Genomic DNA, 15,754 nt, shown 5'->3' with positions numbered 1-15,754 from the left:
CGCCGAGGCGCTTTTCTCGCGCCACGCGGACACCGTTTTCCCCAGCAGCAGGCGCGAAGCGTTTGCGCGGAGATTACGCTCAACAGGTAGGGATCGCCGATGACGGCAGCATTTACGTTTCCCGGGCAGGGCTCGCAGGTGGTCGGGATGGGCAAGGCCCTGGCCGAGGCATTTCCGGTCGCCAAGGCGGTATTCGATGAGGTCGATGCCGCGCTGGGCGAGAAGCTGACCGCGACAATCTGGGACGGTCCCGCCGAGACGCTGCAGCTCACTGAGAACGCCCAGCCGGCCCTGATGGCCGTCTCGATCGCGACCTTGCGCGTGCTGGAGAGCGAAGCCGGCTTTTCGGTCGGCCGCGACGCCGCCTTCGTCGCCGGGCACTCGCTTGGCGAGTATTCGGCGCTGGCCGCGGCGGGCAGCCTGACCGTCAGCGATACCGCGCGGCTGCTGCGCACCCGCGGCCTTGCCATGCAGAAGGCGGTGCCGGTCGGCGCCGGCGCGATGGCCGCGCTGCTCGGCCTCGACTACGAGACGGCCGTGGCGGTCGCCAGCGAGGCGGCGCAGGGGCAGATCTGCCAGGCCGCCAACGACAATGGCGGGGGGCAGGTCGTCGTCTCCGGCGACAAGGCCGCCGTCGATCGCGCGGTCGAGATCGCCAAGACCAGGGGCGCCAAGCGCGCGATGTTGCTGCCGGTGTCGGCTCCTTTCCACTGCAAGCTGATGCAGCCGGCGGCCGATGCGATGGCGCAGGCGCTGGCCGGCGTCACCATCAAGGCGCCCGCGGCGCCGCTGGTCTCCAACGTGCTGGCGTCGGCCATCACCGATCCCGACGAGATCCGCCGCCGCCTGGTCGAGCAGGTCACGGGGACGGTTCGCTGGCGCGAGTCGGTTGCCTATATGGCAGGCGAGGGCGTGACGCGGTTCTTCGAGATCGGCGCCGGCAAGGTGCTGAGCGGTCTGGTCAAGCGCATCGCCGATGGTGCAGTTGGCGTGTCCGTTAGCGGCCCGAACGACATTGCTGCTGGCAAGGACGCATTGGCAGCTTCGGCGTAAGCCGCCGAGAGGAGATTTCGATGTTTGATCTGACTGGCAAGACGGCGCTCGTCACGGGTGCGACCGGAGGCATCGGCGGCGCGATCGCGCAGGCGCTGCATGCGCAGGGCGCGACGGTTGCGATCTCGGGCACCAGGCGCGAGGTGCTGGACGGCTTTGCCGCCAAGCTTGGCGAGCGCGTTCACGTGTTGCCCTGCAATCTCTCCAGCAAGGACGACGTCGAAGCCTTGGTGCCGGCGGCGGAGGCCGCGATGGGGCAGGTCGACATTCTCATCGCCAACGCCGGCATCACCCGCGACAATCTGTTCGTGCAACTCCGCGACGAGGATTGGGATGACGTCATCGCGGTCAACCTGACTGCGACCTTTCGACTGGCGCGCGCTGCGACCAAGCTGATGATGCGCAAGCGCTTCGGCCGCATCATCGCGATCACCTCTATCGTCGGCGTCACCGGCAACCCGGGGCAGGCCAACTACACCGCGTCGAAGGCCGGCATCATCGGCCTGATCAAGACGCTCGGCGCCGAATATGCCAAGCGCGGCGTCACCGCCAATTGCATCGCGCCCGGCTTTATTAAGACGCCGATGACGGACGCGCTCAACGAGAAACAGCGCGACACCATCCTGGCGAAGGTTCCTGCGGCGCGGCTCGGGACGCCCGAGGATATCGCTGCGGCGGCCGTCTATCTGGCCTCCAACGAGGCCAGTTACGTCACCGGACAAACGATTCACGTCAATGGCGGAATGGCCATGATTTGAGCTGCTTACTGGCTCTCGCAATGCGGCGAAAGGCCGTTTCCGGGAGCCGGTTCAGGCGTGTAGTCAAGGCTTGGGAAGTATGATAGCTGAACCCCCCATGGATGGGCTAAGAACGCCATTGCAGGATTTTGAAACCCTGTATATTGGCGGGGCGACGCCTACCGTTCGCCGGGGCTTAGTCGGCTACGACCGGCCGAATCAAGACTATGCGCGATTGAGTAATCGAGACGACCACGATGGCTCGTATCGTCTTGGGGTCGGGTCCAATGGAACAACGAGGTTGAACGATGAGTGAGATTGGCGAGCGGGTTAAGAAGATTGTGGTCGAACACCTCGGTGTCGAACCCGAGAAGGTGGTCGATAGCGCAAGTTTCATCGATGACCTCGGCGCCGACAGCCTCGACACAGTCGAGCTCGTGATGGCTTTTGAAGAAGAGTTCGGTTGCGAGATTCCCGACGATGCCGCGGAAACGATTCTGACCGTCGGCGACGCGACCAAGTTTCTTGAGAAGAACGCGAAGAGCTGACGCCATTCGCGGAGTTGACGGAGCCGGACGGACCGTTGTCGAACGGTCCCCCGGTTTCTTATTATTGGCCGCCCATTGCGGACCGGAGATATTGAAATGAGACGAGTTGTCGTCACGGGGCTGGGCATGGTTACACCGCTCGGCTGCGGCGTCGACGCAACCTGGACACGCATTCTCGCTGGACAGAGCGGCGCGAAGAAGATCGATACGTTCGATGTGTCCGACCTGCCGAGCCAGGTTGCCTGTCCCGTGCCGCGTGGCGACGGTTCCGACGGCACCTTCAATGCAGATCAGTGGATGGAGCCGAAGGACCAGCGCAAGGTCGACGACTTCATCATCTTCGCGATGGGCGCCGCCAAGCAGGCGCTGGACGATGCCAACTGGCATCCCCAGACCGAAGAGGACAAGTGTGCGACCGGCACGCTGATCGGCTCCGGTATCGGCGGCCTCTCGGGCATTGCCGACACCGCGATCGTCCTGAAGGAGCGCGGCCCGCGCAAGGTGTCGCCGTTCTTCATTCCTGGCCGCCTCATCAATCTCGCATCGGGTTACGTCTCGATCGAGCACGGCCTCAAGGGGCCTAACCATTCCGTCGTCACGGCCTGCTCGACCGGCGCGCATGCGATCGGCGACGGCGCACGGCTGATCGCGCTCGGCGATGCCGACGTGATGGTGGCGGGCGGTACCGAATCGCCGATCTGCCGCATCGGCATGGCCGGCTTCTGCGCGGCGCGCGCGCTTTCCACCGGCTTCAACGAGACGCCGCAGAAGGCCTCGCGCCCCTACGACAAGGATCGCGACGGCTTCGTGATGGGCGAGGGCGCCGGCATCGTGGTGCTCGAGGAGTACGAGCACGCGAAGAAGCGCGGCGCGAAGATTTACGCCGAGGTCATCGGCTACGGCCTGTCGGGCGATGCCTACCACATTACGTCACCGTCGCCGGACGGCGATGGCGGCTTCCGCAGCATGAGCGCGGCGCTGAAGCGCGCCGGTCTCACCGCGGCCGACCTCGACTATATCAACGCGCACGGCACCTCGACGCAGGTCGGTGACGAGATCGAGCTCGGCGCTGTCGAGCGTCTGCTTGGCAATGCCGCGTCGAAGGTTTCGATGTCGTCGACCAAATCGGCGACCGGACATCTGCTCGGTGCGGCCGGCGCGATCGAGGCGATCTTCGCGATCCTTGCGATTCGCGACAATGTGGTGCCGCCGACCATCAATCTCGACAATCCGTCGGTTCAAACGGCGATTGATCTCGTGCCTCACACGTCGCGCAAGCGTGACGTGAATGTGGCGTTGTCCAATTCCTTCGGTTTCGGGGGTACCAACGCGTCTGTGATCGTGCGGCGCGTGACCTAATTGTAAGTCTTTAGAACTAGTCCACCGTTTTGCCGTATTCCGCGGTGACTCCTAAGAGCGGGCGTATGCTATTGGCTGGGCAGGGGTTTGTCCGGCCACGATTCAACCGGCAGGATTTTGGTTTGCATCGATGAGTGAGAGGCCGCCCATTTCACCGAGGAGTCCGCGCGCCGCGTTGGAGCCCGAGCAGGTTCCGCCGCCGCCGAAGCGCTCTGATCGTGCGCGCAACCCGTTCGTGATCGTCGGCAATGCGATCTTCACGATCCTGATCATCCTGATGATCGGCGCGGGAGCGACGTATTATTACGGCAAGCAGACGCTGGAAGCGCCCGGGCCGTTGCAGGAAGACAAGGTCGTCAACATTCCGGCCCGCGCCGGCAAGCGCGACATCGCCGATGTGCTGCAGCGTGAAGGCGTGATCAACGTCAATCCCTGGATCTTCATCGGCAGCGTGTTCGCGCTGAAGGCCAGCTCCGATCTCAAGCCCGGCGAGTACGCGTTCCTGAAGAATGCGAGCCTGCGCGACGTGATCGCCACCATCGTCGAGGGTAAGGTGGTGCAGCACGCCATCACCGTTCCGGAAGGCCTGACCTCGGAACAGATTGTGGCGCGGCTTTCCGACAACGACATCTTCACCGGCTCGGTGCGCGAGATTCCGCGCGAGGGAACGTTGCTGCCGGAGACCTACAAGTTCCCGCGCGGCACCACGCGGGACCAGGTGATCCAGCGCATGCAGCAGGCGCAGAAGCGCGTGCTTGCCGAGATCTGGGAGCGCCGCAATCCGGATACGCCGCTGAAGTCGCCGGACCAGCTCGTGACGCTGGCCTCGATCGTCGAGAAGGAAACCGGCCGCGCCGACGAGCGCAGCCGTGTGGCCGCCGTCTTCGTCAATCGCCTGCGGCAGAAGATGAAGCTGCAATCCGACCCGACGATCATTTACGGGCTGGTTGGCGGCAAGGGGACGCTGGGACGGCCGATCAAGCGCAGCGAGATCACGCAACCCTCGCCCTACAACACCTATGTCATCGACGGCCTGCCGCCCGGGCCGATCGCCAATCCCGGCCGCGCCTCGCTCGAGGCGACCGCCAACCCGGCGCGCACGCGCGACCTGTTCTTCGTTGCTGACGGTACTGGCGGTCACACCTTTACCGAAACCTACGACCAGCACGCCAAGAACGTGGCCAAGCTGCGCTCGATGGAAAAGCAGATTCAGAACGACACCGTCGAGCCCGCGGATGATCCGCCGCCGGCGGCTGCCACGACGCCTGGATCGGCCGACACCAACCCCACGGCGGCCACGCCGCCGAAGCCCACCAATCAGAAGAAGCCCACGCGCGGCCGCCAGGGCGCGGCCCAGCAGACCAATTCGCCGCCGGTCGTGCAGCGCTGAGCTCCGCTGTCCGTGGGTGGAACGTAATTCCACTTTCACGGAATCCGTTTTAAGGTCGCAAGGACTCCGAACGAGTCTCGTAGGCTCCAGGTGAGCCCCATATCCTTCTGTTGGAGAGTTTCACGCGATGGCGCTGTCGAGCATGACTGGCTTTGCCCGAAGCCATGGCGCAAGTGGTCCGTACACGTTCGAGTGGGAGCTGAAATCGGTCAATGCCAAAGGCTTTGACCTGCGATTGCGGCTGCCGCCCGGATGGGACGAACTGGAGGCCTTTGCCAAGAGGCGCGCCGCGGACCTGCTGTCGCGCGGCACCGTGTATGCCAATCTCAGCGTCAAGCGTACCGACGCAACGCAGACCATCCGCATCAACGAGGACGTGCTGGACGCCATCGTGAAGGTCGCCGGCACGCTCGCGCAGCGGATCGATGCGGTGGCACCGAGCATCGACGGCCTGCTCGGCATCAAGGGCGTCATCGAGGTGGTCGAGCCTGATCGCAACGAGGAAGAAGACAAGGCGGCGCGCGATGCGGCAGCGAAGGCCTTCGAGCAGGCGCTCGGCAGCCTCGTGGAGATGCGCCGTCGCGAGGGCGACGCGCTCGGCCAGATCCTGATGCAGCGGATGGACGAGATCGAACGGCTCGCCAAGCGCGCCGAGGCGGCGCCGGGCCGCAAGCCCGAGGCGATCAAGGCGCGGCTTGCCGAACAGATCGCGACACTGCTGGAGACCTCCGATCGCTTCGACGCAGACAGGCTGAGCCAGGAGGCGATCCTGATCGCCACCAAGGCCGATATCCGCGAGGAGCTCGACCGCATCGCCTCGCACATTGCCCAGGCGCGCGAGATCATCGGAAAGGGCGGGCCGGTCGGACGGCGGCTCGACTTCCTGGCGCAGGAGTTCAACCGCGAGGTCAACACCTGCTGCTCGAAATCGAACGATGTCGAGCTGACCAACACCGGGCTCGAGATGAAGAACGTTGTCGAGCAGTTCCGCGAGCAGGTCCAGAATCTGGAGTGAGCGATGACGGCGCAGGGCTTTGATGGCGTTGAGCGGCGCGGACTGATGTTCGTCCTGTCGTCGCCCTCGGGCGCCGGCAAGACGACGCTGTCGCGCATGCTGATCGACCGCATGCCGGGGCTGAAGATGTCGGTGTCGGCGACCACGCGGCCGATGCGGCCGGGCGAGGTCGATGGCCGCGATTACTTCTTCGTCGACAAAGTGAAGTTCGAGGCGATGGCCAAGCAGGGCGAGCTGCTCGAATGGGCCACCGTGTTCGACAATCGCTACGGCACGCCGCGCGCGCCGGTCGAGGCCGCGCTGTCAGCCGGTCAGGACGTGCTGTTCGACATCGACTGGCAGGGCACCCAGCAATTGCGCGAGAAGGCGCGCGCCGACGTGGTCAGCGTCTTCATCCTGCCGCCGTCGGCTGCCGATCTCGAGAAGCGGCTGCACACCCGTGCGCAGGATTCGGAGGAGGTCATCCGCGGCCGGATGAACCGCGCGACCCATGAGCTGAGCCACTGGGCGGAATACGACTACATCGTCGTCAATCAGAATGTCGACGATGCCTTTGCCGAGGTGCAGTCCATCCTGAAGGCGGAGCGGCTCAAGCGTGAGCGCCGCATCGGTCTCACCGAATTCGTGCGCGGCCTGCAGCGTCAGCTCGAGAAATAGCCGCCTCAGTTCGTTGCGCTGCGCGCCAGGCGCTGCAGCATTGCCGTGATCTGCCGGTTCTTTTCCTCGGCATTGTCGAGATCATTCGCGGCCTCGCGGCGAGCCATCGGCGGCTGGGCTGGGCGCGGCGGCACTTCCGATAATCGCAACGGACGTTCCGCGCGCAGGGGAATTTCCGGTGTGCCTTCGATGCGGATCGAATCCCATGGGGCGTGCCATTCGTCGCGGATTTCGTAAGGCGGCGTGCGCGTGCGGGTCAGCCGGAAGACGAGCGCACTGACAAGGCCCGCCAGCGCCAGTGCACCGACCATCACGATCAGCAACATCTGCGTCGAGGATGATGTCTTTTCCACGGGCGCTTCGGTTGCAACGGGAGCTGCCGGCGGCGTTGCGGCCGGCTGCTGCGCATCGGTCTGATCGGGCGCGTTTGGCTGCGTTGCTGCACGCTGCGTTCCGTTGGACCCGGCCATGCTCGTCGCATCCAGCCATCGTGCCGACGACTGCGCGTTTGCATCGGCGGNCCCGCCTGTATCGGGCGTCGCTGTGTCCGCCTGGCCGGCATCCGCGGTTGGGGCTGGAGCGGGCGATGTGGCGGCCTGCGCGGCCAACTCCGCATGCGCATCGGCGACCGATGGCCGCATCACGGGCTGCGGTTGCTGCGCTTGGGGCTGCGCCTGAGCCTGTGGCGGTGCGGCGTCCGCTGCGTCGGGCGCGGGGGCCGCAGATTGCGGCTGCGCGGCTGCGGTCTTGGCTGCCTTATTCTTTGCCTCACCGATATACCAGCACTTGGTCTTGGTCGCGCGGTCGAGGTGATAATACCAGTGGCTCCCAGCGGGCGCCGCTCCCTTCGGGGCGGACTGGCAATTGTTCGCCGCCTGGTTAGCCGCAGCCGGCTTGATATTCGTCGGCTGGGCCGCATTCTGCGCCATGGCCGTGAAATTTGCGCCGGCCAGGATGCTCGCGACGAGCGCCGTAGCAAATTTCGTTGAACGATTTGACATACACGTCCCCGGTAATTCCTTTGCGCAAACGCTTGCAATCCAATCTCGGTAAAGAGTTGGGTCGCAATGCGCCGCAAATCCGGAACGGGTAGGGCTTAATTGAGGCTCGCGGCTTGCGGAAATTGCGGCGCGCCGGTGGCAGGCGCCGGGCTGCGCGGCGCGGGTCCGGTCACTGACAGCCCGGTTCCGGGACGGAACTCGAGCATTTTCGGTTCTGATAGATTCAGAACCGAAGCTCTAGATTCTTGTTTTGACGCGCTTTCTTCACGCGAACTGGTACCCGCTTCGCTCGAAACGCTCGAGCGTCAGTTGCTTTCGAGCACGTCGCTGAACAGCACGTAGCGCTGGCCATTGAATCGAACCAGACGCATCTGCTTGATCGGGCGCAGGTCGGCCGGCGTGGTTCGCAGCCGGATACCCGGCAGCAGCAAGGGCAGGTCCATGTCGAGATGGGAGGCCTGCTTCATGATGTTCTCGCGCGTCAGGTCGTTGCCGCACTGCTTGAGAATCTGCACCACGGCGTAGCCGATGTTGTAGCCGTAGGGCGCGTAATAGTCGCTCTTGTCGACGTGCGGGTTGTACTTGTCCATCCAGACGTTCCAGGCCTTCATGGCAGGATCGTCCTTCCACTGCGGATCGGCGGGGTCTTTCTGATAGGCCGCGGAGATCACGCCCTTGGCGGCCTCGAAACCGGCCGGGCGGATCGCGCCGGCGATCGAGGAGCCGACGCTGGAGAGCAACACCTGCGGGTGCCAGTCGATGTCGTAGGCCTTGCGGATCGCCTGGGCGGCGAACTTCGGCACCGAAGCGATGAACAGTACGTTGGCGCCCGCGGCGCGCAGCGACACGATTTGCGAATCCACCGTGGGATCGCTGGTGTTGTAGGCTTGCTGCGACACGATCATCGTCGCGGCCTTGTCGCCGAGCCCGTGCTTGAAGCCCATCACATAGTCACGGCCGAGATCGTCGTTCTGCGCAAGGATACCGATCTTCGCGTCGGGCTTCGCCGACAGGATATACTTCGCGTAGATCTCGCCCTCGGACGCGTAGTGCGGCGTCCAGCTCATCGTCCACGGATAGTGCTCGGGATCGTTGAAGATGGTCGCGCCCGATCCGACGAAGAGGTGGGGCACCTTTTTCTGGTTGATGTATTTGACCACGGCCATGTTGGGCGCGGTGCCGACCGGATTGACGAGGAACAGCACCTCGTCGCTCTCGATCAGGCGACGGATCTGCTCTACCGTCTTGGGCGGACTGTAGGCATCGTCAAGGCTGATGAAGTTGATCTTGCGGCCGTTGACGCCACCTTGATCGTTGATCATCGCGAAATAAGCGGTGATCGAGACGGCGCCTGCCGAATAGGCCGATGCCGGACCGCTATAGGGCGTCGTGGTCCCGATCTTGATTTCGCTGTCGGTGACGCCCGGCCCATAATGCTTCTGCGCAACGGCCGGTGTGGCGGCAAGGGTCAGCGCGAGCGCCGCCCATGCCGCGAGTGTCGAACGTTTCTTCCGCATGCACGTCCTCCCCAGTTGCTGGTGAGGCCGGCGGGACGTCCGCTAAAGCGCGATCAGGCTTTAGTTCTTCAGAACGATGCGTCCCACGACTTTTCCGGCCCGCAATTCATCGATCCATTTCTGGACGTCGGCCATCGGCTCTTCCTTCATCGGCGTCGGCTTGATCTTGCCCGCGCGTGCGAGCGCCATCAATTCCTGCGCCTCGGCCAGCGTTCCCACCATGAAGCCCTCGATGGTCATGCGCTTGTAGACCCATTGCACCATCGGCAGGCTGAAATTGCCGCCCATCAGGCCGGACACCACGACCTTGCCGCCGCGCGCCACCGTCGACACCGCGAACGCCATCGACTTCTCGTTGCCGGCGAAGTCGACCACGCCGTCGAAACCGCCATCGCTCTCCTTCAGCATGCGTTTGACCACATCGGGCTCCGCCGGATCGTAGGCGGCGGCAGCGCCGTTCTTCAGCGCGGTCTCGCGCGCGGCGGGGCTGAGATCGGCGACCGTGATCTTCTGCTTGAACATCGCCTGCGCGAACGACAGGCCCATCATGCCGACGCCGCCAAGGCCGATCAGCAGCAGATTGCGCTGGCGCGGACGATCGACCAGGCGCTTCAGCGCGCCGTAGGCGGTGACGCCGGAACACATCAGGGTTGCGGCCTGGTTGACCGGCAGCGGATCGTAGTCGAGCAGGTATTTTGCGTCGGGCACCAGCACATGCGTAGCAAAGCCGCCGTCGATGGAGACGCCGAGGAAACGTTGCTTGACGCAGAGGTTCTCGTCGCCGGCGAGGCAGTCGCGGCACTGGCCGCAGCCGATCCAGGGGAATACCGCCTTCTTGGTGCCGATCAGATCCTTCGGGGCGTCGGCGCCGACCTCATCGACGACGCCGGCGATCTCGTGGCCGAGCGTGAAGGGCAGGGTCATGCCGCGGGTGGTGTCGAGCTTCTTGCCGCCGCCGAGATCGGCGTAGCCGTCCTGGATGTGAAGATCGGAATGGCACAGGCCGCAACGCTCGATGCGCACGAGCACCTCGCGTCCCTGCGGCTTGGGCGTGTCCACGATGGTTTCGCACAATGGTGCATCGAATTTGACGAGGGATTGGCGGACCATACGCGCCATTACGTTTTCTCCTGGTGTTCTATTTTGTGGACCGTATATCGGCCAATTCACGTGCCATGGCAACAAAGCCCGTGACTGGAATGGTCTCGGCGCGGCGCGTGGCATCGATATGGGCGGCTGCGGCGAGCCGCGCCGGATCGACGGACAGAGATTTCAGGCTTTGCCGCAACATCTTGCGGCGCTGGCCGAAAGCGGCCGCCGCGACCTGCTCGAGCATGCGGCGCTCGCATGGCTCCGGTGCCGTGCGCGGTATCAATCGTACCACCGACGAAGTGACCTTCGGCTGGGGCACGAACGCCGCCGGCGAGATGTCGAACAGTATCCTCGTCTCGGCGCGCCAGTTGGCGAGCACCGCGAGCCGGCCATAGGCTTCCTCGTCCTCATGGGCGACGATGCGCTCGGCGACCTCGCGCTGGAACATCAGCACCATCATGTCGAACCAGGGCGGCCACGGCTCGATCGACAGCCAATCGACCAGAAGCTGGGTCGCGATGTTGTAGGGCAGGTTGGCGACGATCTTGGCCTTGCCGCCATCGAGCAGTGGCCGCGGATCGAAGTGTTGCGCATCGCCATGCACGATCTCGATGCGGCCGGGATAGCGTTTGGCGATGTAGTCCAGCGCGGCAAGCGCCCGCTCGTCACGCTCGATTGCAATCACGCGTTTGGCGCCGAGTGCGAGCAGCGCGCGCGTCAATCCGCCCGGACCGGGCCCGACCTCGATCACCGTGGCGTCCTCGAGCGGGCCGGCGGCGCGCGCGATCCGCGCGGTGAGATTGAGATCGAGCAGAAAATTCTGGCCGAGCGATTTGCGCGCCGACAGGGAGTGTTCGCGAATGATGTCGCGCAGCGGCGGCAGGTCGTCGATCGCGCTCATCGGGGGCGCGCCGCGGCCATGCGCGCGGCGAGCCGGAGAGCGGCGATCAGGCTCGAGGGATTGGCCTTGCCGGTACCGGCGATATCGAACGCGGTGCCGTGATCGGGCGAGGTCCGGATGAACGGAAGTCCCAACGTGACATTGACCGCGTCTTCGAACGCGACAGTCTTGATCGGGATCAGCGCCTGGTCGTGATACATGCAGATTGCGCAGTCGTAGGTCTTGCGCGCGGCCCCGTGGAACATGGTGTCGGCGGGCAGCGGACCTCTGGCGGCAATGCCTTCGCGGCGCAGGATCTCGACGGCCGGCGCGACGATCTCGACGTCCTCCATGCCAAGCGTGCCGTCTTCTCCGGCATGCGGATTGAGGCCCGATACGGCAAGACGCGGGGCCGCGAGGCCGAACCGCGCCTTCATGTCCGAGACGACGATCCGCGCGGTCGACACGATCAGATCGGTCGAGAGTTGTGCGAGCGCCTCGCGAACCGACAGATGGATCGTCACCGGGACGACGGCGAGTGCCGGCGACCACAGCATCATCACCGGCTGCGGCGCGCGGCCGCCCTTGGCCGCAAGCTCGGCGAGGAATTCGGTGTGACCGGGATGGCGGAAGCCGGCGCGATACAGCACGTTCTTGGCGATCGGGTTGGTGACGACGGCGCCCGCCTTGCCGGACACGACGTCTGCGACCGCCTGACGGATCGAGGCCATTGCCGCATCCGCGCTCGTCTCATCGGGTTTCCCCGGTCGCGCCGTCGCCTTCTTGCCGGTCGCGACGACGGGGAGGGCGCGCGAGAAGGCTTCGGATGCCTCATCGGCGCTGACATCTGCAAGCTCGACGGCGAGCCCGAGCGTCTTCGCGCGCTCGGTGAGGGCAGCGCGATCGCCGAGCAAATAGAAGGGCGGAAGATCAAGTTCGCGGCGCCGCAGCCACGCGACGAGAGTGATGTCGGGTCCGATGCCTGCGGGCTCGCCGGTTGTCAGCGCAAGAGGTTTGGCCATGCGTCAATGATAGTCGATCATCGCCCGCCTGGATATTCGATCATCGCGGCTTTGCGGACTTCCTCCAGGTAGGATTTCGACTTCGCCTCGTACTTCTGCGCGTACATCTTTTCCCGCATCTCGCGCTTCTTCGGCGTATCGACGGTGGTTGCCTTCCTGCCGCAGAGCGCGACCATCTCGACGCCCTGCTTGGTGATCTCTGGTGCGGTCAGGTGGCCGACCGGCGTCTTGTCCAGCATGTCGCGCAGCGATTGAGGCAGGTCAGCCGAGGTCTTCACCACGATCTCGCGGATCGCGGCATTGCGCATCGACTTGAAGTAGGAGTTGGCCTCCTCGCAGCTGGTCACGCGTTCGCGCAGGCTGTCGGCTTCCTTGCGCCGTGCCTCGAACTCGGATTGCGGCGCGCCGCGGGGCACGATCAGGACGACCGGCTGCATCCGGTACTCGAAGGCATCGGTGTCCGCGGCCTCGCCACTTGCCTTGACCGCAGCCGCCACGTCCCGTTCACCGACCTGCAGGCTTTCCTTGAAGCGCCCGCGGACCAGGCTGGTCCAGACCATGTCGGCCCTGATGCGCTGCTTCAGCGTGTCAGGCCGGATGCCCTTGCTCTCCAGCACCTTGGTGAGCTGATCGCCCGACAGCCGCATCCGCTGTGCCATTCCGCTGAAGGCCTGGTCGATATCGCTGGAGGAGGGATCGACGCCGAACTTCTTGGCTTCCTTGATCTTCACCTTCTCGTCGATCAGGTCATTCAGGATGGCCTTCCGATCGGGGTTCTTGGCGCCGGTCAGGGCGTTCAGCTTGGCGCGCTGCTCGATATCGAAATTGGTGATGGGGTCACCATTGACCATGACGGCAATGGTCTGGGCGTGCAAACGCGCGCCACCTCCGAGCAGGAGAACGAGAACCAGCAGGGAACTCAGCAGGAGCGAATAGCGGCGAGTTGGCAGGCTAGCTGTCGTCATTGTCATTATCAGTCGTCTAGACCCATTCAAGCTGGAGCCGCGGACCGCGGCTCATCCAGGTTTGGTTCCACCTTACTGGACGCCGCCGGCCGAGCTGCTCGTGGTCGAGGATTGCGCAATGGTCCGCAGGCCGATCTGGAACATGAAAGCATGGCTGAGGACGGGCGGCGTGCTGCCAGCCTGATATGTATAGGACGTGACATAGTTGGCGGCCAGCACGAAGCAGTCGTCGACGTAGCCTGCGCCGATCACATACTGGTTGATTTTGTTCGCTTCAAGATCCCAGCGCGCCGCACCCTGGACCACCCAGTTCGACGCCACCTTGACCGATCCGCTGGCGAGAAGGCCTTCGCGGCGCGTCAGGTATCCGAGTTCCGGCTGCGCCGCATAGTTGCCATACATCAGGCTGACCGACCAGCGGTCGAAGTTGGCGGTACCCTGAGCCTCAAACCGGTTGATGTTCCACGTCGCCTCGTCCATGCGCGAGCGCACGCTGAACGTATAGGTCCTGTTGGGCGAATAGGCGACGCTAGCGACATAGTCGGATCGCGCATTCTGCAGGCCGGAGTCGACGCCGGTGTTGGTGACGTCGGCGACCGCGAACGAGTTCAGCCCGAACAGCTGATAGGACTGACCGAACATCGCCTTGATGCTGCCGCCGCGATCGAACTGCGTGGTGGCCTGCACGCCGACGTTGGCGCGGCTGCCGCCCTCGACGCGGTCATAGCCGGAGAACTTGTCGACCGAGAACAGGTTGCTGGTGTCGAACACCATGCTTTGCGCGTCCTCGTTCGGAAGCTTGCCGGCGTCGGGCTCGTTGGGCCGGATGATGACCTGCGCGATCGGCTCGACCGTGGTGGTGCCCCACGGCTGCACGTTGATGAACGGATAGCGGTACTCGAAGCCGACGGTCGGCATCACGCGGACCGTCTGGGTGTCGCCGACCGGCAGGAAGTTGGAGACGCCAGGCTGATTCGAGATGTCGGCGTTGATCGCGTCCGCGCGGATGCTGGCGAACGGCGTCCAGATCTGACCCAACGGATCAGTGTAGGACTTGCGCCACTGCGCCTCGGCGGTGAAGCGGGTGTAGGTGCCGGGCATGCCACGCATGAGGCACTGCTGCGGTATCACACGCGCCGGATCCGCGGACAAGCATAGGCCGCTGGTGTTGGCTGTTGTCGTGATCGGATCGAACACCGCGGTTTCGCGGGTCAGATTGGTGAAGTTCATCTTGTAGCTGAACTCACCGCCCAGGATCGGGCTGTTGATCACGTTGTTGTAGTCGATCACCGGGGCGACGACCGGCACTTTGTCTTGGTTGCCGGAGAAGCTGAGGTAATAAATCGCGCGTGCGTCGAAGAAGCTGCGGTTGCCGACGCCGGTCAGATAAAGCTGCGAGATCGCCTCGGTCGGCAGCGACATGAACGACGCGAACGGATCCTTGTACTGGGCCAGCCGGTAGTCGGACATGAAGTAGTAGTCGGACAGCGCCACGCCGTCCCAGCCCCAGGTCCATTTGTCGTTCAGCGCGAACTGACCCTTGGTCTCGACACCGCCACGGAACTGGCGGTCGCCGGGCTGGCCGGCAAAGGCGCCGGGATCGAGCTGGTCAATGCCGTAGAGACGGATCTGATAGGAGCCGTTCGACAGGCGCTGGCGGAATTCACCCTGCAGCAGGACGCCTTGCTTCGACGTGATGCGCGGATTGAAGGTCACGTCGTAGTCGGGTGCGAGCGCGAAGAAATAGGGGATTTCGACGCCGACGCCATAGGCCGAATACGTGGTGAAAGCCGGCATCAGGAAGCCGCTCTTGCGCTTCACCGTCGGATCGGGCGTCGAGAAGTAGGGCATATAGGCCATCGGAACGCCGAAGAACTCGAGCTGGGCGTTCTCGAAATAGAGCATCTTCTCCTGCTGGTCATGGATGATGCGGGCGCCCTTGACCTGCCAGAGCGGCGGCTTCTTCGGGTCGTCCTTACAGGGAGCGCAGGCGGTGTAAACGCCGTTCTCGAAGACGGTGTAGTTGCCGCTCGAGCGATCGGCGCGGGTCGCCGCCATCCGCGTCTGGTCTTCGGTGTCGACGCGCAGCGAATCGACGAATCCGTCGCGATAGTCGTCGCTCAGATCCATGATGTTGGCGTAGGTGATCTTGCCTTCCGCATCGGTCATGCGGATGTTGCCTTCGGCATGAAGACGCTTGGTCTTCTGGTCGTAGATGACCTTGTCGGCCTCGACGCTGGTGCCGTTGTAGAACATCTGCACGTTGCCGACCGCCGACACGCGCTGATTGTTGTAGTCGTAGTCCACCTCGGTGGCCTGAACGAGCATCTGCCCGTCATTCTTGGCCGGCGGGTGGGGCGGCTTCGGCGGCCGCGGATTGTAGGTGAAGGTCTGCGCGGCGGCCGGCGTCGGCACGGCAACGCCGAGCGCGCCGACCACGACAAGCGCGGCGACGAGCGTGGAGAGTGAGACGCCAAGCGCGGCCATGCGGCTGCGATGACGGCGCAGAGCACTGCGC

Annotated in this window: 13 protein-coding genes and 1 pseudogene; 7 read left to right on the top strand and 7 right to left on the bottom strand. The window is 64.3% G+C overall.

What is annotated here, in order from left to right; genetic code table 11:
• Positions 1–99: 99 nt before the first annotated feature.
• The 7 genes from fabD to gmk all read left to right on the top strand — a co-directional run bounded on the left by fabD (position 100) and on the right by gmk (position 6,759).
• Positions 100–1,053: an ACP S-malonyltransferase gene (fabD, locus tag AS156_RS00290; RefSeq protein WP_066498461.1), complete on the top strand. Its 954-nt coding sequence runs from the start codon at positions 100–102 to the stop codon at positions 1,051–1,053.
• A 20-nt stretch (positions 1,054–1,073) separates the two neighbouring features.
• Positions 1,074–1,811 carry a 3-oxoacyl-[acyl-carrier-protein] reductase gene (fabG, locus tag AS156_RS00285; protein ID WP_066498458.1) on the top strand — a complete coding sequence of 246 codons (738 nt, stop codon included), beginning with the start codon at positions 1,074–1,076 and terminating at the stop codon, positions 1,809–1,811.
• A gap of 287 nt (positions 1,812–2,098) precedes the next feature.
• Positions 2,099–2,338, top strand: coding sequence for an acyl carrier protein (locus AS156_RS00280; RefSeq protein WP_002716125.1), 240 nt, complete (start codon positions 2,099–2,101; stop codon positions 2,336–2,338).
• A 96-nt stretch (positions 2,339–2,434) separates the two neighbouring features.
• A complete protein-coding gene (gene fabF / locus AS156_RS00275; RefSeq protein WP_066498457.1) occupies positions 2,435–3,697 on the top strand; it encodes a beta-ketoacyl-ACP synthase II in 1,263 nt (420 codons plus the stop codon).
• 130 nt (positions 3,698–3,827) lie between these two features.
• Positions 3,828–5,087, top strand: coding sequence for an endolytic transglycosylase MltG (mltG, locus tag AS156_RS00270; RefSeq protein WP_066498455.1), 1,260 nt, complete (start codon positions 3,828–3,830; stop codon positions 5,085–5,087).
• Between the two features lie 127 nt (positions 5,088–5,214).
• Entirely contained in the window at positions 5,215–6,102 is an 888-nt protein-coding gene (locus tag AS156_RS00265; RefSeq protein ID WP_066498454.1) for a YicC/YloC family endoribonuclease, read from the top strand.
• 3 nt (positions 6,103–6,105) lie between these two features.
• Complete coding sequence (gmk, locus tag AS156_RS00260) at positions 6,106–6,759, top strand: guanylate kinase (RefSeq protein ID WP_066498453.1); 654 nt, start codon at positions 6,106–6,108, stop codon at positions 6,757–6,759.
• A 521-nt stretch (positions 6,760–7,280) separates the two neighbouring features.
• On the opposite strand, the pseudogene AS156_RS43665 reads toward gmk, so the two are convergent.
• The 7 genes and pseudogenes from AS156_RS43665 to AS156_RS00225 form a co-directional block, all read right to left on the bottom strand.
• Positions 7,281–7,760 (bottom strand): annotated as a pseudogene (locus tag AS156_RS43665) (hypothetical protein); the annotation flags it as partial.
• 305 nt (positions 7,761–8,065) lie between these two features.
• Positions 8,066–9,277 (bottom strand): ABC transporter substrate-binding protein, encoded by a 1,212-nt coding sequence (locus AS156_RS00250; RefSeq protein ID WP_066498444.1) that lies wholly within the window; start codon positions 9,275–9,277, stop codon positions 8,066–8,068.
• A 60-nt stretch (positions 9,278–9,337) separates the two neighbouring features.
• Complete coding sequence (locus AS156_RS00245; protein WP_066498439.1) at positions 9,338–10,396, bottom strand: alcohol dehydrogenase; 1,059 nt, start codon at positions 10,394–10,396, stop codon at positions 9,338–9,340.
• A gap of 19 nt (positions 10,397–10,415) precedes the next feature.
• Positions 10,416–11,270 (bottom strand): 16S rRNA (adenine(1518)-N(6)/adenine(1519)-N(6))-dimethyltransferase RsmA, encoded by an 855-nt coding sequence (gene rsmA, locus AS156_RS00240; RefSeq protein ID WP_066498436.1) that lies wholly within the window; start codon positions 11,268–11,270, stop codon positions 10,416–10,418.
• Positions 11,267–12,271, bottom strand: coding sequence for a 4-hydroxythreonine-4-phosphate dehydrogenase PdxA (pdxA, locus tag AS156_RS00235; RefSeq protein ID WP_066498435.1), 1,005 nt, complete (start codon positions 12,269–12,271; stop codon positions 11,267–11,269). Before pdxA ends, rsmA begins: the two co-directional genes overlap by 4 nt.
• 17 nt (positions 12,272–12,288) lie before the next feature.
• On the bottom strand, positions 12,289–13,236 hold the full coding sequence (locus tag AS156_RS00230; protein WP_082747261.1) for a SurA N-terminal domain-containing protein: 948 nt from the start codon (positions 13,234–13,236) through the stop codon (positions 12,289–12,291).
• Positions 13,237–13,308: 72 nt separating this feature from the next.
• Positions 13,309–15,723: an LPS-assembly protein LptD gene (locus tag AS156_RS00225; protein WP_245312485.1), complete on the bottom strand. Its 2,415-nt coding sequence runs from the start codon at positions 15,721–15,723 to the stop codon at positions 13,309–13,311.
• Between the last annotated feature and the right edge of the window lie 31 nt (positions 15,724–15,754).

The organism is Bradyrhizobium macuxiense (assembly GCF_001542415.1).
GTDB classification, from domain to species: domain Bacteria; phylum Pseudomonadota; class Alphaproteobacteria; order Rhizobiales; family Xanthobacteraceae; genus Bradyrhizobium; species Bradyrhizobium macuxiense.
This window is presented reverse-complemented; position numbering and strand designations above follow the sequence as displayed.